This is a genomic window from Bradyrhizobium centrolobii (assembly GCF_001641635.1).
GTDB classification, from domain to species: domain Bacteria; phylum Pseudomonadota; class Alphaproteobacteria; order Rhizobiales; family Xanthobacteraceae; genus Bradyrhizobium; species Bradyrhizobium centrolobii.
The window spans coordinates 35503-57537 of record NZ_LUUB01000043.1 but is presented as its reverse complement, the minus strand read 5'-3'; the positions used below and the strand labels follow the sequence as shown (position 1 = coordinate 57537).

18 protein-coding genes and 1 pseudogene are annotated in these 22035 nt (G+C 64.3%); 8 read left to right on the top strand and 11 right to left on the bottom strand.

Annotation, left to right across the window (positions count from 1 at the left end; all coding sequences use genetic code 11):
* Window positions 1–21: 21 nt before the first annotated feature.
* From AYJ54_RS11940 to AYJ54_RS11920, 5 genes and pseudogenes are all read left to right on the top strand, one after another.
* A pseudogene (locus AYJ54_RS11940) lies at window positions 22–1036 on the top strand (ABC transporter substrate-binding protein).
* A complete protein-coding gene (locus AYJ54_RS11935) occupies window positions 1036–1797 on the top strand; it encodes an ABC transporter ATP-binding protein (RefSeq protein ID WP_063699115.1) in 762 nt (253 codons plus the stop codon). The pseudogene AYJ54_RS11940 and the gene AYJ54_RS11935 overlap by 1 nt, the downstream one beginning before the upstream one ends.
* An 11-nt stretch (window positions 1798–1808) precedes the next feature.
* The gene (locus tag AYJ54_RS11930; protein ID WP_063699114.1) at window positions 1809–2672 is read left to right on the top strand and encodes an ABC transporter permease; all 864 of its coding nucleotides are present in this window, start codon (window positions 1809–1811) and stop codon (window positions 2670–2672) included.
* A complete protein-coding gene (araD, locus tag AYJ54_RS11925; RefSeq protein WP_063699113.1) occupies window positions 2669–4405 on the top strand; it encodes an L-arabinonate dehydratase in 1737 nt (578 codons plus the stop codon). The genes AYJ54_RS11930 and araD overlap by 4 nt, the downstream gene beginning before the upstream one ends.
* Window positions 4406–4562: 157 nt before the next feature.
* The gene (locus tag AYJ54_RS11920) at window positions 4563–5282 is read left to right on the top strand and encodes a ribonuclease activity regulator RraA (protein ID WP_063699112.1); all 720 of its coding nucleotides are present in this window, start codon (window positions 4563–4565) and stop codon (window positions 5280–5282) included.
* Window positions 5283–5477: 195 nt separating this feature from the next.
* On the opposite strand, the gene AYJ54_RS49220 is transcribed toward AYJ54_RS11920, so the two are convergent.
* The 5 genes from AYJ54_RS49220 to AYJ54_RS11900 form a co-directional block, all read right to left on the bottom strand.
* Window positions 5478–5843 carry a DUF7674 family protein gene (locus AYJ54_RS49220; protein ID WP_136623633.1) on the bottom strand — a complete coding sequence of 122 codons (366 nt, stop codon included), beginning with the start codon at window positions 5841–5843 and terminating at the stop codon, window positions 5478–5480.
* Window positions 5844–5951: 108 nt separating this feature from the next.
* A complete protein-coding gene (locus AYJ54_RS11915; RefSeq protein WP_063699111.1) occupies window positions 5952–8072 on the bottom strand; it encodes a S9 family peptidase in 2121 nt (706 codons plus the stop codon).
* A 159-nt stretch (window positions 8073–8231) separates the two neighbouring features.
* Window positions 8232–9419, bottom strand: a complete 1188-nt coding sequence (locus tag AYJ54_RS11910) for a pyridoxal-phosphate-dependent aminotransferase family protein (protein WP_063699110.1) — start codon at window positions 9417–9419, stop codon at window positions 8232–8234.
* Between the two features lie 187 nt (window positions 9420–9606).
* Window positions 9607–10332, bottom strand: coding sequence for a thermonuclease family protein (locus AYJ54_RS11905; RefSeq protein WP_063699109.1), 726 nt, complete (start codon window positions 10330–10332; stop codon window positions 9607–9609).
* A 240-nt stretch (window positions 10333–10572) separates the two neighbouring features.
* Window positions 10573–12303, bottom strand: coding sequence for a hypothetical protein (locus AYJ54_RS11900; RefSeq protein WP_063699108.1), 1731 nt, complete (start codon window positions 12301–12303; stop codon window positions 10573–10575).
* Window positions 12304–12731: 428 nt separating this feature from the next.
* On the opposite strand from AYJ54_RS11900, the gene AYJ54_RS11895 reads away from it, so the two are divergent.
* Entirely contained in the window at window positions 12732–13580 is an 849-nt protein-coding gene (locus tag AYJ54_RS11895; protein WP_063699107.1) for a caspase family protein, read from the top strand.
* 317 nt (window positions 13581–13897) lie between these two features.
* Here AYJ54_RS11895 and AYJ54_RS11890 read toward each other — a convergent pair whose 3' ends face one another.
* The 3 genes from AYJ54_RS11890 to AYJ54_RS50625 all read right to left on the bottom strand — a co-directional run bounded on the left by AYJ54_RS11890 (window position 13898) and on the right by AYJ54_RS50625 (window position 16415).
* Window positions 13898–14788, bottom strand: coding sequence for an efflux RND transporter periplasmic adaptor subunit (locus tag AYJ54_RS11890; RefSeq protein WP_063699106.1), 891 nt, complete (start codon window positions 14786–14788; stop codon window positions 13898–13900).
* Window positions 14789–14989: 201 nt separating this feature from the next.
* Entirely contained in the window at window positions 14990–16117 is a 1128-nt protein-coding gene (locus AYJ54_RS11885) for a lactonase family protein (RefSeq protein ID WP_063699127.1), read from the bottom strand.
* Between the two features lie 160 nt (window positions 16118–16277).
* A complete protein-coding gene (locus AYJ54_RS50625) occupies window positions 16278–16415 on the bottom strand; it encodes a hypothetical protein (RefSeq protein WP_161491841.1) in 138 nt (45 codons plus the stop codon).
* Window positions 16416–16561: 146 nt separating this feature from the next.
* On the opposite strand from AYJ54_RS50625, the gene AYJ54_RS51250 reads away from it, so the two are divergent.
* Window positions 16562–16738 carry a hypothetical protein gene (locus tag AYJ54_RS51250; RefSeq protein WP_201724173.1) on the top strand — a complete coding sequence of 59 codons (177 nt, stop codon included), beginning with the start codon at window positions 16562–16564 and terminating at the stop codon, window positions 16736–16738.
* Between the two features lie 115 nt (window positions 16739–16853).
* Window positions 16854–16976, top strand: a complete 123-nt coding sequence (locus AYJ54_RS53465) for a hypothetical protein (protein WP_283808651.1) — start codon at window positions 16854–16856, stop codon at window positions 16974–16976.
* Between the two features lie 135 nt (window positions 16977–17111).
* Here the strand turns inward: AYJ54_RS53465 and AYJ54_RS11880 are convergent, their stop codons facing one another.
* The 3 genes from AYJ54_RS11880 to AYJ54_RS11870 form a co-directional block, all read right to left on the bottom strand.
* Window positions 17112–17471 carry a hypothetical protein gene (locus AYJ54_RS11880; RefSeq protein ID WP_063699105.1) on the bottom strand — a complete coding sequence of 120 codons (360 nt, stop codon included), beginning with the start codon at window positions 17469–17471 and terminating at the stop codon, window positions 17112–17114.
* Between the two features lie 301 nt (window positions 17472–17772).
* Window positions 17773–18699 carry a hypothetical protein gene (locus AYJ54_RS11875; protein WP_063699104.1) on the bottom strand — a complete coding sequence of 309 codons (927 nt, stop codon included), beginning with the start codon at window positions 18697–18699 and terminating at the stop codon, window positions 17773–17775.
* A gap of 646 nt (window positions 18700–19345) precedes the next feature.
* Complete coding sequence (locus tag AYJ54_RS11870) at window positions 19346–22009, bottom strand: bifunctional diguanylate cyclase/phosphodiesterase (RefSeq protein WP_063699103.1); 2664 nt, start codon at window positions 22007–22009, stop codon at window positions 19346–19348.
* Between the last annotated feature and the right edge of the window lie 26 nt (window positions 22010–22035).

Below are 22035 nucleotides of genomic sequence, written 5' to 3'. Positions count from 1 at the left end.
CCGGGAAGGAAACGCACAACAATGATCAGATATCTTCGTCACAGCCTTGCCGCGGCAGCGGTGCTCGTCGGCCTTTTCGTGTCCGCGTCGGCCCAGGCGCAGCAGAAATCCGAAATCTCGCTATCGCGGCAGCCCGGCATCTTCTACATGCCGAGCCACATCATGGAGAAGCAGAAGCTGATCGAGAAGCACGCCGCTGCGCTGGGCGTGTCCGGTGTCACCACCAAATGGATCACCTTCTCCGGCGGCGGCGCAGACCGACGCGCTGCTCGCGGGCGGCGTCGATATCCTCAACACCGGCACCGGCAATCTCTTGCTGCTGTGGGATCGTACCCGCGGCGGGGTCAAGGGCATCGTCGCGACCTCGGCGCAGCCGATGACGCTGATCAGCAGGGATCCCAACATCAAGTCGATCAAGGATTTCGGGCCCGCCGACAAGATCACGGTACCGACGGTCAAGGTCTCGACCCAGGCCATTGTATTGCAGATCGCGGCCGCCGAAGCGTTCGGCGCCGACCAGTGGTCGAAGCTCGATGCCAACACGGTGCAGCTCGGTCACCCCGACGCCTATGCGGCGCTGTCCAATCCCAAGCACGAGGTGCACAACCACTTCTCGATTCCGCCGTTCACCTTCCTGGAGCTGAAGAACGTGCCAGGCGCGCATGTCGTGCTGTCCTCGCCTGACGTGATGGGCGGGCCGCTCAGCCAGGCGCAATTCTTCACCACGACCAAATTCGCCGACGCCAATCCCAAGATCATCCAGGCGGTGCGCGATGCGACGAAGGAAGCGCAGGACCTGATCCGGAGCGACACCAGGCAGGCTGTCGAGATCTACAAGGAGATCACCGGCGACAAGACCTCGGTGGAGGAGCTGCTCGACCTCCTGAAGGAGCCCGGCATGATGGAGTGGAATCTCGAGCCGCAGGGCACGATGAAATTCGCCGCGCATCTGTATCGGACCGGGACGCTGAAGACGCAGCCCAAGGCGTGGACGGACTATTACCTGCCGGTCGCGCATGACCTGAAGGGCAACTGATGGCGCTGCTCGATGTCAGCGGCGTGACGCTACGCTACAAGACCACGAGCGCCGTCGTCACCGCAACCGAAAAGGTCTCCTTCACCGTCGACAAGTCCGACCGCTTCGTGCTGCTCGGTCCCTCCGGCTGCGGCAAGTCGACCTTGCTCAAGGCCGTCGGCGGCTACATGATTCCGAGCGAAGGCCGCATGGCGATCAACGATCGCGAGATCCACGGCCCCGGCGCCGACCGCATGATGATCTTCCAGGAGTTCGACCAGCTCCTGCCTTGGAAGAGCGTGCTTGCGAACGTGATGCTTCCGCTCCTGACCGCGCGTCGGTTGCCGCGCAAGGAGGCCGAGGCACGCGCGCGGGCCTATATCGAGAAGGTCGGGTTGACCCGCGTGGTCGATGCCTATCCGCACACGCTGTCCGGCGGCATGAAGCAGCGCGTCGCGATCGCGCGCGGCATGGCGATGGAGCCGGACATTCTCTTGATGGACGAGCCGTTCGCGGCGCTCGATGCGCTGACACGGCGGACCTGCCAGGACGAGCTGCTCCAGCTCTGGAGCGAGACCAAATTCACCGTGCTGTTCGTGACCCATTCGATCGCGGAAGCGATCCGGATCGGCAATCGCATCCTGCTGCTGTCGCGGCATCCCGGCCGCGTCAAGGCCGAGGTCGTCGATGTCGACCGGGTCTCGAATGACGACGGCAGCGCCGGCCGGCTGGAGAAGGAGATCCACGATCTCCTGTTTGCGCAAGCCGAAACGGCGCATTGAGAGAGGCCGCCATGGGCGAAGCGAGAATCCTGCTGCGAGCCGCGCCGGCCGCCACGTCCACTGGAGCCGGCGAAGTCGAGCGCAAGCTCAGCGTGCTTGAGCTGCTGTGGAACGACGGCTTCGTCCGCAAGACCGTCATCATCCTTTTCCTGGCCGCCATCTGGGAAGCTTACGGCGTCTATCTCGACAATCCCCTGCTGTTTCCGACGCTGCACGACACCTTCATCACGCTGTTCGAGCGGATCAAGGACGGCACCATTCCGATGCGGGCCTGGACCTCGCTGAAGGTACTGTTCATGGGCTATTCGGCCGGCATCGCGCTTGCCGCCATCTTCACCGTGCTTGCGATCTCGACCCGTATCGGCACCGATTTCCTGGAGACGGTGACGGCGATGTTCAATCCGCTGCCGGCGATTGCGCTGTTGCCGCTGGCCCTGATCTGGTTCGGGCTCGGCAATGGCAGCCTCGTCTTCGTGCTGATCCATTCGGTGCTGTGGCCGGTCGCACTCAATACCCATTCCGGCTTCAAGAGCGTGTCGAACACGCTGCGCATGGTCGGCCGCAATTATGGCCTGCGCGGCCTGCCCTATGTCGCAAAGATCCTGATCCCGGCCGCCTTCGGCTCGATCCTCACCGGCCTCAAGATCGGCTGGGCGTTCGCCTGGCGCACCCTGATCGCCGCCGAGCTCGTGTTCGGCGTGTCGTCAGGGCAGGGCGGGCTCGGCTGGTTCATCTTCGAGAACCGCAACCTGCTCGACATTCCCGCCGTCTTCGCAGGACTGCTGACTGTGATAATCATCGGGCTCTTTGTCGAGAACCTGATCTTCCGCGCGATCGAGCGGAATACCGTCCAAAAATGGGGCACCCAATCATGACCAAGAAGAAAACGCCCGACCAGCTCCGCAGCGCGCGCTGGTTTGCGCCGGACGATTTGCGCTCCTTCGGCCACCGCTCCCGCGCCATGCAGATGGGCTATGCACCGGAGGAGTGGAAGGACCGCCCGATCATCGCGATCCTCAACACCTGGTCGGACGCCCAGCCCTGCCACATGCACTTCAAGTCGCGCGTCGACGACGTCAAGCGCGGCATCCTGATGGCCGGCGGCCTCCCGCTGGAGCTGCCGGCGCTGTCGCTGTCGGAATCGCTTCTGAAGCCGACCACCATGCTCTACCGCAACCTGCTGGCGATGGATGCGGAGGAACTGCTGCGCAGCCATCCCGTCGATGGCGTGGTGCTGATGGGCGGCTGCGACAAGACCACGCCGGCGCTGCTGCTGGGCGCGACCTCGATGAACATCCCGGCGATCTATCTGCCGGCAGGCCCGATGCTGCGCGGCAACTGGAAGGGCAAGACGCTCGGCTCCGGCTCCGACGGCTGGAAGTATTGGGACGAGCGGCGAGCCGGCAAGATCTCCGACAAGGATTGGGTCGACATCGAAGCTGGCATCGCCCGCAGCTACGGCACCTGCATGACCATGGGCACGGCCTCGACCATGACCGCGATCGCCGAAGCGATCGGCATGACGCTGCCGGGTGCCTCCTCGATTCCGGCGGCGGACGCCAACCACATCCGCATGGCCTCCGAATGTGGCCGCCGCATCGTCGAGATGGTCTGGGAGGATCTGACGCCGAAGACCATCCAGACCCGCAAGGCCTTCGAGAACGCGATCGCGGTGGCGATGGCGATGGGCTGCTCGACCAATGCGATCATCCATCTGATCGCGCAGGCCCGTCGTGCCGGCCAGGACATCGGGCTCGACGATTTCGAAAAGGCGAGCCGGAAGGTGCCCGTGATCGCCAATGTCCGGCCGAGCGGTGATGCCTATCTGATGGAGGACTTCTTCTATGCCGGCGGCCTGCCGGCGCTGATGAGCCAGATCAGGCCGCATCTGCATCTCGACTGCATCACGGTGACCGGCCAGACGCTGGGCGAGAACATCGACGGCGCCGAGGTTCACAACGACGACGTGATCCGCTCGATCGACAATCCCATCTACAAGGAGGGCGCACTCGCGGTGCTCAAGGGCAATCTCGCGCCCGACGGCTGCGTGATCAAGCCGAGCGCCTGCGCGCCGCGCTTTCTCAAGCATACGGGGCCGGCGCTGGTGTTCGACGACTATCCGTCGATGAAGAAGGCGGTCGACGATCCCAATCTCGACGTCACCGAGGACCACGTCCTCATCCTGCGCAATGCGGGGCCGCAGGGCGGTCCGGGCATGCCGGAATGGGGCATGCTGCCGATCCCGACCAAACTCGTGAAGCAGGGCGTGCGCGACATGGTGCGCATTTCCGACGCGCGCATGAGCGGCACCAGCTACGGTGCCTGCATCCTGCACGTCGCGCCCGAATCCTATGTCGGCGGCCCGCTGGCGCTGGTGCAGAACGGCGACCGCATCACGCTCGATGTCGCCGCGCGCACCATCAATCTCGATGTGCCTGAAGCCGAGCTCGCCAGGCGCCGCGCCGCCTGGAGGCAGCCCGAGCGCCGCTTCGAGCGCGGCTATGGCTGGATGTTCTCGAAGCACATCAAGCAGGCCAATGACGGCTGCGACTTCGACTTCCTGGAGACCGGCTTCGGCGCGCCGATCGGCGAGCCGTCGATTTATTAGTGACCCCGTCATTCCGGGGCATCGCGAAGCGATGAGCCCGGAATCCATCGCGCCGCAGTGCGTGCTGCTCGATGGATTCCGGGCTCGATGCTCCGGGCCGCGCTTCGCGGTCCCGTCGGATCGCCCCGGAATGACGACCAATGAGAGAGACCTAGCAATGTCAAAACTCAGCGACGCCACCCGCAACAAGCTCAAGACCGTCTCGACCGCCACGGTCGCCACCGCGCTGTTCAAGCGCGGCCTGCGCATCCAGATGATCCAGGATGTGCATCCGCTCAGCCCGGAACAGCCGACCATGGTCGGCGAGGCCTTTACGCTGCGCTACATGCCGTCGCGCGAGGACCTCAATACCATCGACGTGTTCCGCGACCGCGCGCATCCGCAGCGCAAGGCGGTCGAGGACTGCCCGCCCGGCGCGGTGCTGGTGATGGACAGCCGCAAGGACGCGCGTGCGGCATCAGCCGGCGCGATCCTGGTGACGCGATTGATGAAGCGCGGCGTCGCCGGCGTTGTCACCGATGGCGGTTTCCGCGATTCCGCGGAGATCGCAAAGCTCGGCTTTCCCGCCTTCCACCACCGGCCGAGCGCGCCGACCAACCTGACGCTGCACCAGGCGATCGAGATCAATGTCCCGATCGGCTGCGGCGATGCGCCGGTGTTTCCCGGCGATGTCATCCTGGGCGACAGCGACGGCGTCATCGTCATCCCCGCACATCTTGCGGATGAGATCGCCAACGAGACCTTCGAGATGACGGCCTTCGAGGATTTCGTCACCGAGGAAGTCGGCAAGGGCCGCGGCATCTTCGGCCTCTATCCGGCCACCGATCCGCAGACGATGACCGATTTCGCGGAATGGCGGAAGAAGAACGGGCGATAGTCGGCGTCCGGACGGTCATCTCACGTCGCTAAGCAAGCCGGTCCGGCTCCAAATCAAATCAGCGAGGCAAGCTGCCACTCCGTCTAAGCGCTCAGCGTGGAAGCGCATCTGGGTAGCCGCTGTCCATACTCACTGTCGTCCCGGCGAGGGCCGGGACTCACAACCCGGGTAGCTTGGCAAAGACCGGTAGCTGCATTATGCGGCTAACCAGGCCTCCGTGTGATGCAGCGATCGTGGACCTAGAAGTGAAGCCACTTCCTTCCATACGCTTTCACTTCGGACGGCCCGAGTCGCCAAAGCTTCGATGAGGCCTGTAGCGACGGCCGTTACCAGTCCTTGGTCGCTACTCTCCATCGCCTGCTCAATCAACGAAAATACGCGGCGGTTGGCATCAACGCCAGCGCGGCCAAAGTCTTCAGCGATCCGATCACCAAGGGCGGCAAATAGCGTCGTGACAGGCGGCTCTCCCGGCTGCCATTCCTCAAGAACTTCTTGGTATGCAGCATGTACGCCGCCAGAGGCTGCTACCAACAAATTTACAAAATCTTCACAGCCCATCATCACCGTCCTCCCGGCGGTGCGTAGCCCGGATGGAGCGCAGCGCAATCCGGGACAGTCTTGCCGGATGCCTAATCCCGGATTTCGCTGCGCTTCATCTGGGCTACAATGCTACACCCCTGCCTCCGCCGTCCCCACCGCCCACAGCGCAAATGCATAGACGATCGCGACTTCATCGAGCCGGTCGAAGCGGCCGGAGGCGCCGCCGTGGCCGGCGCCCATGTTGGTGCGGAGCAGGACCGGGCCGCCGCCGCTCATGGTGGCGCGCAGGCGTGCGATCCATTTGGCGGGCTCCCAGTAAGTGACGCGGGGATCGGTAAGCCCTCCCATCGCGAGGATCGCTGGATAGTCTTTCGCTTCGACATTGTCGTAGGGCGAGTAGGACAGGATAGTCCTGAAATCCTTCTCGCTCTCGATCGGGTTGCCCCATTCCGGCCATTCCGGCGGCGTCAGCGGTAACGTGTCGTCGAGCATGGTGTTGAGCACGTCGACGAACGGCACTTCGGCGACGATACCGGCGAACAATTCGCCGGCGCGGTTGGCGACCGCGCCCATCAGCATGCCGCCGGCCGAGCCGCCATGGCCGACGATGCGCTTTGCGCTGGTGTATTTCGCGTCGATCAGCGCGCGTGCGCTTGCGGCGAAATCGTCGAAGCTGTTGGTCTTCTTCTCGCGCTTGCCGTCGAGATACCAGCCCCAGCCCTTGTCGGCGCCGCCGCGGATATGGGCGATGGCATAGACGAAGCCACGATCAACCAGCGACAGGCGGTTGGCGTTGAAGGATGCCGGCATCGCCATGCCATAGGAGCCGTAGCCGTAGAGCAGCAGCGGCGCCGTGCCGTCGAGCCTCAAGCCGCGCTTATAGAGGATCGAGACCGGCACCTCCGCGCCATCATGGGACTTCGCCATGATGCGCGTGGTGACGTAGTCGGCTGCGTTGTGCCCGGACGGAATCTCCTGGCGTTTGCGCAAGACGCGCGTGCGCTTCGCCATGTCGTAGTCATAGACCTCGGACGGCGTCGTCATCGACGAATAGGAAAAGCGCAGATTCGTCGTCTCGAATTCGTAGGAGCCCATCGTATCGAGCGAATAGGCCGCCTCGTCGAACGCGATCGCGTGCTCTTCGCTATTGGTGAGGTCGCGGATGATGATCCCCGGCAGCGCATTGGCGCGCTCCAGCCGCACCAGATGGCCGGCATAGAGATCGAAGTCGATGATGTAGATGCCCGCGCGATGCGGGATCAAATCGCGCCAGTTTGCCCGCTCGGGAGATGCGAGCGGCGCTGTGACGATCTTGAAGTCGATCGCATCATCCGCATTGGTGAGGATGAAGAGCTGATCGCCGCGGTCGGCGAGCGAATATTGCACGCCCTCTTGCCGCGCCGCGACGAGGCGCGGCGGCGCCTCGGGATTATCGAGATCGATCAGCCGCTGCTCGGAGGTCTCGTGATCGCCGCCCGCGATGACGCAGAAGCGGCCGCTGGTGCTCTCATGCAGATGGGTGAACCAGCCGGCGTCCTGCTCCTCATAAACCAGGACGTCGTCGGCCGGCTTCGTCCCGAGCCGGTGCCGCCACACCTGCATCGGGCGGTGATTGTCGTCGAGCTTTACATAGAAGAAGCTCTTTGCATCCTTGCTCCAGACGATGCCGCCGTCGGTCGCCTCGACGACGTCGTCAAAGTCCTTGCCCGTCGCCCAGTCGCGCACGCGGATCGAAAAATATTCGGAGCCCTTGGTGTCCGCGCTCCAGGCTTGCAGCCTGTGGTCGGGCGAGTGCCGGCTGCCGCCGAACTTGAAATATTTGTGGTCTTTCGCGAGCGCGTCGCCATCGAGCACGATATCGCTGTCGCCGCCCTCGCGCGGCATGCGGCCGAACAGCTCGTGTTGTCCGCCTTCGCGGAATCTCCGGAAGTAAGCGAACGGCCCGTCGGGCGAAGGCACGCTGGAATCGTCCTCCTTGATCCGCCCGCGCATCTCGCGCACCAGCGTCTTCTGCAGCGGCGTGGTATGCCCGAGCAGGCTCTCGGTGTAGGCGTTCTCCTCCTCGAGATATTTGCGGATGTCGCCATCGAGCACCGCAGGATCGCGCAGCACCTCCTGCCATTTCGCGTCCTTCAGCCAGGCATAGTCGTCGGCAACGGTGATGCCGTGCCGGGTGAAGGAATGCGGCCGGCGCGGGGCGACGGGAGCGGTCTGGGTCTTGCTGGTGGTCTTGCTGGTGGTCTTGGGCAAATCGATCCTCGTGCGAGTGCTTCGTGTCTCGCACCTATATCAGATCGATCGCGGGGGATTTAAAGAACCCAGCACTCCGATGTCGTCCCGGCCTTCGCCGGAACGACGGCGGAATTTGTGGCTGCGCTTCTCCCCGCACGGGGGGAGAGGCGAAGAAACCTACGCCTCAACCTGCTGACCGAGATACGCAACCGCCGCCTCGAGCCCGCCTTTGCCGTGCGGGATCTTCAGCGCGTTCAGTGCGATCTCGACCACGCCGAGCGTGCCGAGCAGCATCGGGGCGTTGACGTGGCCCATATGGGCGATGCGGAAGGCCTGGCCGGAGAGGTCGCCGATGCCGGTGCCGAGCACCACGCCGCATTTGTCCTTGCAATAGCGCTGCAGCACCGCCGGATCATGGCCGTTGCCCATGGTCACCGTTGTCACGGTGTTGGAGCGTTCGTTGGCTTCGGTAACGTTGAAGCCGAGCACCTGGCCTTCCGACCATGAGGCGACCGCGCGGCGCGCGGCTTCGCCGAGCAGGCGATGACGACGGAAGGCATGCTCGAGCCCTTCCTCGTGCAGCAGGTCGATCGCCTGGCGCAGCGCGAACAACAGATGCACCGGCGCGGTGCCGGCATATTTGCGATAGTGCTCGGTGCCCTCGCGCTCGCTCCAGCTCCAGTAGGGCGTGCTCATGTTGGCCTTCTTGTGTGCCTCCAGCGCGCGATCGTTGGCGGCGACGAAGCCGAGGCCGGGCGGCGTCATCAGGCCCTTCTGCGAGCCGGACATCGCGACGTCGATACCCCATTTGTCCATCTCGAACGGCATGCAGCCGAGGGAAGCGACGGTGTCGACCATGTACAGCGCGGGATGGCCGCTCGCCTTGATCGCTTTGCCGATCGCCTCGATGTCGTTCTGCACGCCGGAAGCGGTGTCGACCTGGACGACGACGACCGCCTTGATCTTGTGCTCCTTGTCGCGGCGCAGGCGCTCCTCGACCTCGTGCGGCCGCACCGCGCGCCGCCAGTCGCCCTTGAGCACCTCGACCTCGGCGCCCATCAGCGCCGCGGCATTGCCCCAGCCGACTGCGAAGCGGCCGCTTTCCAGCACCAGCACCTTGTCGCCGCGCGACAGCACGTTGCTGAGCGCCGCTTCCCAGGCGCCGTGGCCGTTGGCGATGTAGATGTAGGATTTGCCCTTGGTCGCAAACAGCTTCGAGAGGTCATGAAGCAGGCTCTCGGTCAGATCCGTCATCTGCTTGGAGTAGATGTCGATCGCCGGACGGTGCATCGCCCGCAGCACCTCGTCGGGCATTGAAGTGGGCCCGGGGATGGCCAGAAATTCCCGGCCCGCGCGAACGGTCATTGTCGTTTGTCCTTGTTGCTTGAGAACAGGCTGATGGGTTGCTCGATCACGCTTTTACGCGCCGCGGGGACCCAGGAAAAGTACGTAAAATGCAGGTCTGAGGTGGCTTTTTGTTTTGAGCATGGTCTTAATCGGAAAACCGCTTCACACTTTGCGCTGACGCGGCCCTTCGGGTCCGGACCATGCGCTATCTCCGCGTCTCGCGGCAGCCGGCGGCTTCCGCCTCCTCGACCGAGCAGAACCAGCGGGTGCCCTTGCTGATCTTCATCTTGATCTGCGTGTACCAGCGGCTGGTCGGGGTATGGTAGATGCATTCGCCCGAGGTGTTGACGTTGCCCTTGATGGTGCAATCCGGCGAGGGCGCGACCGGCCCCGAGGCCGAGGCAAGCAGCACCGCATGCGCGCCCTCGGGCGGCTTGGTGGCGCCCAGGATCGGGGTCCTCTTGTTGCGCACGCGCCAGTCCCATGGCGCGATGAAGGCGCCCTGCCACATGCCGGCCTTGGCCTCGCGCGCGGCGGCCTCGTCGGCGTCGTAGTCGTGGGACATGCGGGTGTAGGCCAGCGCCCAGCCGCTGTGCACCAGCCATTTCTGGATGTCCTCGCCGCCGACCTCGCAGCGCGCGACCGTGCGGCCGCGCCGGTCGATCGATCGGGTATGGCAGACCCAGCTCTTGCCTTCGGTATATTTCGCGAGCTCGTCGCGCGCCGCGACGCCGCAGGTCCAGCGCTCGGCCTTGGTGTTGAGGCAGAGCTGGTCGACCGAGGGCGCGTCGATGCCGCCGAGCCGGATCCGCGTGTTCCCGATCACGACGAAATCGCCGGCGCGGACTTTCGCGGTTCCGGTGATGTCGGCGGCCTGCGCCAGCGACGGGACGACGATCAGGGACAACGCAATCAGGAATTTTCGCAACATGCCGGTCCGCGTATGAGAAAAATTTCGATAAGCCGCGCGATTGTGGTCGGCTTTTGGGCGCCCGGCCAGCGTCTGCCTAACAGATAGGCTTTCAACTTCGCGTCATTGGGTGACAGACCCGGTAGGGTGGGCAAAGCGAAGCGTGCCCACAATCTCTGGCATCGCGGATGTATGGTGGGCACGGCGCGCAAAGAGCGAGCCTTTGCCCACCCTGCGCTTCGGTACCGGGGGCACGAGATGTCACCCCCGCCCATTCATCGCCCGCCTCGCCACCGCCAGCGCCATCAGCACGAACGCCGACGTCACCTCGGGACCGCCGACCAGAATCCGTGTCGGCGTCTTCATCTTGTTCCATTCATAGGCGCGGAACGGGCCGCGGCGGCCGCCTTCGCCGAGCTGGGCGATGATGACGTTGAGCGCCGGCGCAAAGGAGCGTGAGTCGGCGCCGAGATGGCCGAGCGCGATCAACGCCAGCGCGGCATCGAACACGTTCATCTCGGCGGCCATCAGCTCGCCCTTGACGTAGGAGAGCACGCGGTGGCGGATGAAATCGAAATCGCCGTCGGGATCGATCGCGGCCTGCGCTGCCAGCGGCAGTGACAGGAAAGTCGCGTAGCAGCGGCCGAAATAGGCGCTGTAGAGCTCGGGCAGATAATAGATGTGCGAGCGCGGATTGGAAAATGCGCCGCTTGCCGCCAGCCGCTTCTGGAAGCCGAGGATGCGGTGCACGGTGGCGAGCCGCGCCGGCGTTTCCAAAATCTTCCAACGCGCCAGGTTGCGGAAGCTCACCTCGAGAATGTCGAGATTGAGCGTCGGATCGAGATCGTTGCCATAGGGCCGCTCGCCGGCGAGATTGTCGATCCAGGTCGCAACGCCGCCTTCGTAGTCGATATTGTCGTTGAGCGGGACGGTGACCCGCGGCTCGTTGACGCCCGCGCGTACCTGGTAGCCGGCATAGAAGTCGAGCAGCGGCTGGTCGAGGATCGGATCATGGCTGCCTGCTTGCGTCGCTGCGGAGATCGAGCAGGCCGTGGTGTCGCAGTCCGGCACGTAGACGCCGAAGCCGAGGTCCTGCTTGATCTGGGCGAAGAAGCGGGAAAAGCGCGGATGCGGCGCCGGCGCCAGCGCGGTGATGACGTCGAAGCGGACGCCGTCGGTGCCGCGCACCTCCTCGCGGCTGATGTTGACACAGAAATCGACCATGTCGGCGATGGCGCGCTCCGCGGCCGTCTTGTCGGCCGGCGAGGCGAGGCCGGTCTCGACATAGCTCAGCAGCGCTTCGATGAAGAACGCATCGTAATAGGCCGAGCGGTGGCGGATCTGCACCGGCTCCCACATCGGCTCGGCAATGCCGGTCCACGGTGGATTGACGATGGCGCGCGCCTGCGAGCGCGCGATGAAGACACGGGCGAGGTTGAACAGCAGCGACGAGTTCTTGTAGCCGCGCGCGTTCAGGCCGGTCAGCGTCATGATCAGCTCGCGACCGCGGAAGTCGGGATCGCCGATCAGGTTGAAGGCGGCATAGGTCGGCAGGAATCCGTTCTGGCGGTATGAGCGCAAGAGGTGCTGCGCACAGTCGCGGATCGCACCTTCGATCTGCGCCTGCTGCGGCATGGTGCCGGCGAACGGCACCGGCGGCGGCCTGGGATGGTCGAGCGCGATGGTGTCGACGAGATCGGCGACGGGCTGGCCCAGCACCGCCCAGTCGGGCTCGGCATCGTCGCGGGCGCGGACCAGCGCCTCGCGAAGCCGGGTCAGTTTGGCCTCGGCGCGCAACTCCGGCAGGCCGGCGCGGCGCAGCAGGATCCGCAGCGCGGGATTGCCGAGCGCGGTCTTGTAGAATTTTGCCAGATGCGGATCGCCGCTGGCCGGACCCGCCAGCACGGGATCGCAGACGTCGTAAAGCGACGGGCCGTCCTTCCGCGCTGTCAGCGCCCGGCAGGCGGCGCCGGCAAAGTAATGGAAGCTCATGAAATACCTGGTCGCGGGGCCTTGCGCGGGTTCCAGCGAGCGCGCTCTCCCACCCCGCGCCAGAGCCCCTGCAAGTCTTTGAAAAGCTACCCGGATTCGCAGGAAATACAAATGTGACGGAGGTCACGGAAAAAGATGGCCGAGCCGCCACATCATTGAGGCGCTGGAAGGGGGGCGAATGATGAAAAAATACGCAAACCCCGATTTGCTAATTAACTAACAGCTTCAGTGGTTTAGCTCAAATTTTGGGCAATCTATTGCCGGGACGGCGATATCCGGTTAAGGGTTTGTTTGGTGCGGCGCCGCAAATTGCGCGCAATACGGGGACACATCCCCGGCCAATCCCTCAAACCTGAAGACGCCATCGCGTTACTCAACCAGTGTGCGCGCGCTTGGACGGTCTTTGGCACTGACAGGAATGAACCGAGATGAATGTAAGGCAGCTCGACATTTCCCGACGCACGATTGCGGTTGCCGCAGCCCTCATCGGCACGGTGTCGCTCGCGATCGGTGCCCATGCTGCCCTCAACATGCGCGCGCTCGACGCCGCCAAGGCCGTCTCGACCGACCAGATCACGGGCTCGATCGGCCAGACCTCGCGCCTGGCGCTCGTCATCGGCAATGGTCATTATCCCGACGCCAACGCGCCGCTGACGCAGTCGATCAACGACGCGCGTGCGCTGTCCTCGGCGCTGCGCAAGAACGGATTTGACGTCGACATGGTGGAGGACGCGAGCAAGGACGACATGGTCCGCGCCGTCAACCGCCTGAAGTCCCGGATCAAGAGCGACAGCGTCGTCATGCTGTTCTTCGGCGGGTTTGGCGTGCAGGCCGGCCGCGAGAGCTACATGCTTCCGGTCGATGCCGTGATCTGGAAGGAGAGCGATGTGCGCCGCCACGGCGTCTCCATCGACGGCGTGCTCGAGATGATGAAGGAGCAGGGCGCGAAGGCCAAGCTCGTCGTCGTCGACGCCTCCCGCCGTAACCCCTATGAACGCCGCTTCCGCTCCTATTCGCACGGGCTCGCGCCGATCAGCGCGCCCGACAATGCGCTGATCCTCTCCTCCGCCTCGCCCGGCAAGGTCGCCGACGACGGCAAGGGCGAGCACAGCGTGCTGGTCAGCGAGCTCCTCAACAATCTCGACACGAAGGCCGGCGCCGAAGCCATCTTCAACAAGACCCGCGTCGCCATCTCCCGCGCCTCCGAAGGCGACCAGGTTCCGACCGTCTCCTCGTCGCTGCTCGAAGACGTCCAGCTCAACAAAGCCGGCGGCTAGTTTTTCTTAAGTCTAGCGAAGTCTCGTGCCCCGGACGCGGCGCATCATGCAGTGATGCGACGCTGAGCCGGGGTCTATTTTTTTAAGCGCAGTGTCGTAGGGTGGGCAAAGGCGCAAAGCGCCGTACCCCACCATCTCTCCAGGATTCCGATAAAAGAGGTGGGCACGCTCGGCTTTGCCCACCTTACGATTTGCGTATGTAACGCCCACCGTATCCACATCGTTTTGCGAGCGAAGCGAAGCAATCCAGGCTGTTTCCGCGGAGGCAGTCTGGATTGCTTCGTCGCTTCGCTCCTCGCAATGACGGCGGTGAGACCCTACTTCGCTGCTTCCGCGCTCGCCATCACCGGGCGCACGGGATCGCCTTCGCGCAACAGCGCGCCGGCGCGGGCGACGACGATGTCGCCTTCGTTGAGGCCGTCGCGGACCTCGATATTGCCGCCCTGCATGAGTCCAATCTCGACGCGCTTGGTCTCGACGCGGTTGCGCCGGATCACCTGCACCACGGTGCCGGCGGAGGAGTACTGCACGGCGGTCAGCGGCACCGCGACGTTGCAGCTCTTTCCGGTCGTGATCAGGGCGCGCCCGCTGGCGTTGAGCAGGAGCCGGCGCTGCGACGTTATCCCGATATAGACCACGCCCTGCTGGATGTTCGGCTCGACGGTCGGCCCGATGCGGCGCACCTTGCCGTCGAAATCGCCGGCGCCGGAGACGCGCACGATCGCCGGCTGGTTGACCGCGAGCTTCCTCACGTCGCTGGTCGGCACCAGGCCGACGAGATCATATTCGCTGCGCGCCACGATCGTGAACAGCGCCTCGCCCTTGGCCGAGGCGACCCCGCCGATCTGTGCGGTCGATGTCGCGATCACGCCGGCCACGGGCGCCGTGACCTGGAGCGTTCCGCCCTCGGGCAGCGCGAGGCGCGCCAGCACCTGGCCGGCGGTGGTGGTGTCGCCGGCTTCCGCCAGCACCTCCGTGACCTTCAGCCCGGGACGCTCGGGCCGCACCGAGGTCTCCTCGCGCGCGACGATCGTTCCGGTAGCCTCGACAATGTCGGAGAAGCACGATTTGGCCGCCTTCAGCACCGTGACCGCCGGCCCCTTGGGCGCGTCGTCATCGGCGGCGGGTGCGGGCTGGGTGGACAGCACCAACAGTCCGGCGAGAGCAACGAGCTGTCTGGAAAAGGAACGCGCAGGCAATGGACGCATAGATCATTCCGGTTGGGCGTTTGAGGTCCCATCGATAGCAGATGCGCGCACGGCGGGCCATGGCCGGCCCGTGACGAGAATGCCGCAGCCGCGTGGGCGGCGCGATGCCGCCTGTTGAATTGGTCGCGACAATAAAGAGGAGGTTCGCTGTCCCTTACCCTCCCCTGCCCTCCAAGGGAGGGTGGGAGTTTGGCCGGCCCCTTACGGTAGGCTTAAAAACTCCACCCAGTTCGGCTTCTTGCCGGTGGGATAGGCCTTCAGCCTGCTCAGCGCGCCGCTGGTCTGGTCGATGGCATAGACCGTCATGCTGTCGGACAGTTCGCCGACGGCGGCGAGATAGCGGCCGGTGGGATCGATGTTGAAGCCGCGCGGCTGCTTCTCGGTCGGCACGCTGCCGATCGTAGTCAGCTTGCCGCTGGCCGCGTCGACCTTGTAGGCGGTGAGCGTATTGGTGGTGCGCTCGGAGGCGTACAGGAAGCGTCCGTCCGGGGTGATGTGGATATCGGCGGCCCAAGGTTTCCCGTTAAAACCTTCGGGCAGTGCGGTGGTGCGCTGGATCTCGCTCCATGCGCCATTCCTGGCCTCATAGCTGAACGCCGCGACGTCGCCGTTCAACTCGTGGACGAGATAGACGAACTTGCCGCTCGGATGAAACACGAAGTGCCGCGGCCCCGACTTTTCCGGCACCTTGATCGCCGGCGGATCGCTCGGTGCCAGCGTGCCGCTCGTGGCATCGAACGCGAAGCTCAGCACCTGGTCGGAGCCGAGATTGGTCGCGAACACGAAATGGTTGTTGGGCGAGGGCAGGAAGGCATGTGCATTCAGCCCGGTCGGGATCACCTGCTTCGGCTCGCCAACCACACCGTTCGCAAGCAGCGGATTCACCGCGACCTTGTTGCCGCCATAGGAGGCGCTGAACAGGAATTTGCCACTGTGGTCGCTTGCGATGTTGGCCATGCTGTCGGCGAGCGGGCCGTTGCCGATGTGGCTGAGCTGACCTGTCTTGGGGTCGATCGCGAAGCTCACCGCGAGATAGGGCTGCGAGCGGACGCCGACGATCAGTACGCGGCGATCGGGCGTGATTGCGAGCGGCGTCGAGGAGCCGGGCTTCTCGACGCCTTTGAACGCGGCCGTCTGCACCGGCGTCATCTCGCCGCCCTCGGTCATCTTGAACACGCTGATGTCGTTGCTGTCGGCATTGCCGATATAGGCGAAGGTCTCGGCCATGCTGGTGCCGGCTCCGGAAATGAGGGCGAGGGAAGCGACGAGAATTGAGGCGATCGCAGCGCGTGGCGCCGCGGATGCGATGCGGCGGGTCGGTCTGAACATGGGCTCCTCCTGATCGATCGTGCCTGATGGCGGCATTGTCGTTTTGCGGCGAGGATAGCGAGCCGGGCGCTGCTGCACCAAATTCCAGTTGGGATCGATCGATGCCGAAATTGCATCGGTGGCGGTCGCTGCCACAAGCGGGGGCGAGGGGAGACGGCTGCTATCGCACCGCCGCTTCGAGGCTGCGCGAAGGCAAATGCGGGCTGCCGGGATGTTCGGGTGGCCCGAGCACGGTCCACACGGCGACCGCAACCAGGGCGGAAGTCAGGATGGTCCAGGCCACAAGTCGTTTGCGCATCAGGCCAAAATCCGTTCGTCGAAGATGTGATGCGCGAGAGGCGCGCGAATGATAGTGCACTGCAAAAGGCGGCGTTCGTATGAACTCGTTCACACCGAAAGCGCTCACGCGATTGCGAACCAATGCCGCGCGCGCATTGAAACGGCGTGCCTTGCGAAAACGATCTCGAAGGCCAGCCCGACACGGTCGGCAAGCATGGCGGCCAGGCCGGCCAGCCCAAGCCACCGCCACGCCCGCGCAAGGGTCCGCGCGATCAAGATATCGTGGCAAAGCGCCACACCGGTCAAACCGATCGCGGGCCGCCGCCGACCAACGGAAAATAGCGCCGCGCTGCGCCCGCACTTGTCATGCCGAGCCGCAATCGCAATGGGAACGGCCGCCGTGTTCTGCCGTTACCCTGATCCCGCGGGCGGAGGACACTGAAACGGAGGCTGGCACATGTTTTGGATCTATTGGGACACCGCCTGGTCGCTGATCATCAGCGGCATCATGTTCGCCACCATCGTCAGCCATCCCGACTCCGAATTCGCCGAAGTGAGTGCCGCCAGACGGCAGATGTGAACGCCGCGTGTTGAGCGCGATCAACCGGGACAAGCCGAGGCGCTTACTTCACCTCTCCCCGCTGGGGAGGGGTGGACATCCGGGCGGCAGAACTGCACTCAATATCTGATCGCGCTTTCCTCTGAGGAACCCGATCTACGTCATGCTGCCCGGCATGAAGCAGCGGATCATCGCGCGGCCGTTGACGTAATAGGGCCAGACGATGGTGCGGCCGGCGCGGTTCGGCTCGGTGATCACGGCGTCGTCGGGCACCTCGATCCACTCGCCCTGAAGCCGGACGCGGTAATGTCCATCTCTCGTGTCCCAGTCGAGGTCGTCGAGGGCCGTGCCGTCGGCGTCCGCGCAGCAGGGGCCTCCGGCTTTGCTGTGCAGACTCTCGAACCAGCCCTTGAGGGGAGAGTTCGCATAGCGGCCATCGTCGCGGGCATCTGCGGGCGCGCAGATCATGATTGCCGCCGCAACGAGAGGGATCATCCGGGAGATTACGATCGTCATGTCGCCTCGCTCGATATGCGCATGCGCGCAGAAGCGCAGACGCGGCCGTCTGCGATGCGCGTGATGCGGTGTTGAAGGATGCCCGCGGCCGAGGTTCCGGCCGTCTCAGCGGAGCGATAACTGCAAGGCCCGGCGTTTGATCCTATTTTCCGGGAACTGCGGGCGGACCACTGCCCGCGACGCAGGGGGAACCGGCCTCAGGCGGCGGCCGCCGCCTGCTCCGAGAGCGATTGCTTCAGCTTTGATGGTGGTCACGAAACGGACCTCCACCAAGCCAACTAAGTTTTTCGCGATTCCAGTTTCATTTCATCGCAATGGCGCGGTCTATTTCTTGTAATTGCAAGAACGCTGCCCAGGCTTTTCGATATTCGGTGTCTTTGGGATCGATCGTAAGTAGCGCTCGACAGGCCTCTTGGATTTCTTCCGATGAGGGACGCATCGTGATGTTTCCGGACGATTCCGCTTGCTTCCAGCGCTCTTCCACGTCTTCCGCTGAAGCTAGTGCTTCGGATGGGGTTCGTTTCCGGGTTGACCTCGCCAGTGGGTGATCTGGAGGGAACGTGGGCCATGCGACCGGAGGCTGATCAACTCGCCACTGACGTTCATTGCCAAGCCCACGCTTCATCGTCGGATTTGCTTGCTGTCCACTTGCCAAATCAGATGGGACGGTCTGCGCGGCCAACTGGCGGACCTGTTGCTCTATCGTCCCGCTGGACGACGTTCCGCCCGCCGAGCCAAGCGTTGTCCGAGCCGACACGGCTGACGTGTCGGCTGGGGGGGCGACCTTCTGAACGGTTTTCACGACGGACAACACGCCGGGTGATAGAGCCGGCCCCTGCTGCGCGACCTTGTCCTCCTCAGTCGGGCAAGGTCTGAACCCCGAGTGCTGGTGCGTGATCCGGCCGCCGTCATCGATGCGAGCATAGTCAACGGCCGCAGCATAAACGAACGCCGCATCGACAAATTGGCCGGACTTATCTCTGGCTTTGACAGCGCCGCAAACATATCTCGCCGCGTCTGCCTCGACTGAACGTAATGCGTTGAATTTTGCCGAATCCGGATCGATCAGCACATGCCGAACTGCCGCGCGAGCCTTCATGTGTTCTGTGGAGAAGGTGCTGATCACGGCATCTAGATTGATCGTGTCGGGCTGGTAGTACCACTTATACTCCACCGCAAGGAATGCTGCGCCAAAGGTCGCTGCGATCAGGAGAGCGGGTACATTCATGTGCTTGTTCCGGGCGATGGAACTCGGTAAAGTTGTCGTTGATGGCTGATGCCATTTGGGATAGCATTTCCTAACAGTTGCTTAATAGGTTGTGCGGCATATGGTCATCTACCAGAGAGAGAATCGGGCTTGTCTCGGGAACTCCGCTAAGGGACCTATCGCCGACTTCGCGCCACGGGGCTGGTAAACCGCCGCCTGCGCTTCGTTTAAGCGGGCGGCGTTTTTAATTCCCAATTAACAAAAGGCCCCAACTCGGGGGGGGTGAGCTGAGGCCAAGTTGTCGGACCAGCCAACGCTTACGCTGGTCCAGGCACACCAACATGCACTGGGGCCGCGCCATATGCGACCGAGCAGCCGGCTTAACTCGGACTTGCCGCAGTGTCCTAATTCGGTTTCGCTGGTGTCCTACTTGGGACAGCATCGAGTTGGCGGGCATGTCCGCATTGAGCCCGCTCCGATGAAGGCCGAAAAGAGCACGGGTTGGATCAACAGCGAGCTGCGGACACCAATGTAAAGGTCACCTCAGTTGGCGGCTTCCCAATGTCGCCTGTTGGGCCCAAGGCGGACGCGCGGATGGACTCGCTTTGCGCTTCGGAGGGACATGCGGACCATCGCCGATGCCGGGCGCCGGGGACGAGTACGCGCGCTAAGCCGCGGCCGCCTGCGCCGACAGCAACTGTTTCAGCTTTGCCGCAGGTACGGCCGGGCTGAACAGCCAGCCCTGCATCTGGCTGCATCCGAGCTGCCGCAGCACCTCGCGCTGCGCCTCGGTCTCGACGCCTTCCGCCGTCGTCGCCATGTGGCGGGCTGCGGCCATGTGCACCACCGCCTGGACGATCGGAGAGGAGTCCTCGGGCTCGCCGATGTCGCTGATGAAGCTGCGGTCGATCTTGATCTTGTCGAAGGGGAAGCGGTGCAGATAGCTCAGCGACGAATAGCCGGTGCCGAAATCGTCGAGCGCGATGCGCACGCCGAGTTCGCGAAGCTGCTGGAGGATCGTCAGCGCCTCCTCGTCGTCGCGGATGAGGACCGTTTCGGTGATCTCGAGCTCGAGCCGTCCCGGTGCGAGGCCTGATTCCGCAAGAGCAGCGGCGACCTTCAGCGCCAGCGTCTTGGACCGGAACTGCACCGGCGAGACGTTGACCGCGACGTGGATCTGGCCGGGCCAGGAGGCCGCCTCGGTGCAGGCCTGCTTCAGCACCCATTCGCCGATCTCGCCGATCAATCCGGTGTCTTCGGCGACGGGAATGAACTCCGCCGGCGAGACCATGCCGCGCTCCGGATGGCGCCAGCGCAGCAGCGCCTCGCATCCCGTCACCACATTGGCCGCCAGATCGACCAGCGGCTGGTAATGCACCTCGAACTCGCCGCGGGCGAGCGCCTGCCGCAGATCGAGCTCGAGCTGCCGCCGCTGCCTGGCCTTGGCGTCGTATTCGGGGACGAAGAAACGGAAGGTGCCGCGACCCTCGGTTTTCGCCGCATACATCGCAAGATCGGCGCGCTTGAGCAGGTCGTCGAGATTGTCGCCGTGGTCGGGCGCGATCGCAATCCCGATGCTGGCGTCGGTCGGGATCTCCTGGCCTTTGCAGTCCACGGGCGTGCGCAGCGAATTCAGGATCTGCTCCGCCAGGGCTGTCAGCTCGGCCTGATCGCTGCTGCCGGCCTTGATGATGGCGAACTCGTCGCCGCCGAGCCGCGCGACGAGGTCGTTGCCGCTGACACAGGCGCGCAGGCGGTTCGCGACCTGGCGCAACAGCTCGTCGCCGACCTCGTGGCCGAGCGAGTCGTTGATGCCCTTGAACTCGTCGACGTCGATGTAGAGGATCGCGAACGGCTTGCCCTCGGCGAGCTCTGCCACGCGCCGCTCCAGATGCCCGCGCATCAGCACGCGGTTCGGCAGGTCGGTCAGCGCGTCGTAATGCGCCATATGCGCGATGCGCTCGTCCGCGCGGATGCGCTCGGTGACGTCGTCATGGGTCGCGAGCCAGCCGCCGGCGGCGCCGGGCTGGTTCTTGATTTCGATCAGGCGGCCGTCGGCGGTCTCCACGACGGCGCTCTGCGTGCGCCCGACATTGTCCAAAATGCTGTCGCAATAGGAATCGACGTCGCCGTGGAACGAGCCGGTGTCGTAACGATGCTGGATCACGTCGCGGAAATAGGCGCCGGGTTTCACCACGTCGGTCGACAGCCTGTACATCTCGACGTAGCGGCGGTTGCAGACGATGAGCCGCTCGTCCTGGTCGAACATCAGGAGGCCCTGCGTCATGGTGTTCATCGCGGTGTCGAGCCGCTGCTTCTCCACCGAGAGCCTGTGCGTCATCTGGCGGAAGATCAGGTACAGCGTGAGCACGAGCAGCGCGATCGACAGCACGGCGACGGTGACGAAGAACTTGGTTTGCGTGCGCCAGGTGGCGAGCGTCGCGTCCAGCGACTTGGTCGCGACCACGACCAGCGGTTCGCCGGTCAGAAGACGCGAGGCGACGATGCGGTCCTTGCCGTCGATCGGGCTTGCGAGCTGTGTGGTGACGAAGGTGCGCTCGAACACGGCCATCTGCTCGGGCGGCCCCTTGCGGTAATTCTGCCCGATCATCGCATCGACATGCGGAACGCGCGCGAGCAGCTGGCCGTTCTGGTGGTGCATCGCGATCGAGGATTCCTCGCCGAGCCCGGTCGATCCGAAGAACGATTCGAGCTGCTCCGGTGTGATCGCACGCGAGACCAGCCCAAGGAATTCGCCATGCGGACCGGACACGCGCCGCGCGAACACGATCGCCGGCCCTTTGCCGAGCCGACCGGGGACGACCTCGACCTCTTCCTGCGAGGCCGGGTCATTCTTGAGGCGATTGAAATAGGCGCGGTCGGCGACCGAGATATCGGCGACCGGCCAGCGCTTCGACGAATTGATCAGCACGCCCTTGGAATCGAACACGTTGGCGCCGGCGACGTCGGACCAGCCGCTGGCCTTGGTGCGCAGCACCTCGTGCACGGCGAGCGTGCCCATCTCGCTGCGGAACACGTCCGCGGATGCGATGCCATGGCTTTCGAGCTCGGTGATGACGCTCTTCTGCAGTACCGCGAAATCCTCGAACTCGCGGTCGAAATGCCGCGCCAGCAGCCGCACCGCGCTTTCCAGGCTGTCGCGGCCGCTTTCGATCGCGTTCTGCCGGAAGCGGTCGACGGTGAGCGCGGTGCCGACCGCCGTTGCGGCCATCAGCACGAAGCCGCCGACGATCAGCCACGTCAGAGGCGCCCCGCGCCAGCGGCGGAGCAGCGCGCGCATGCGCGCGGTCCATCGGATTGATGTGCCCATCCAGCCCTCCCGTGGGATGCAAGATG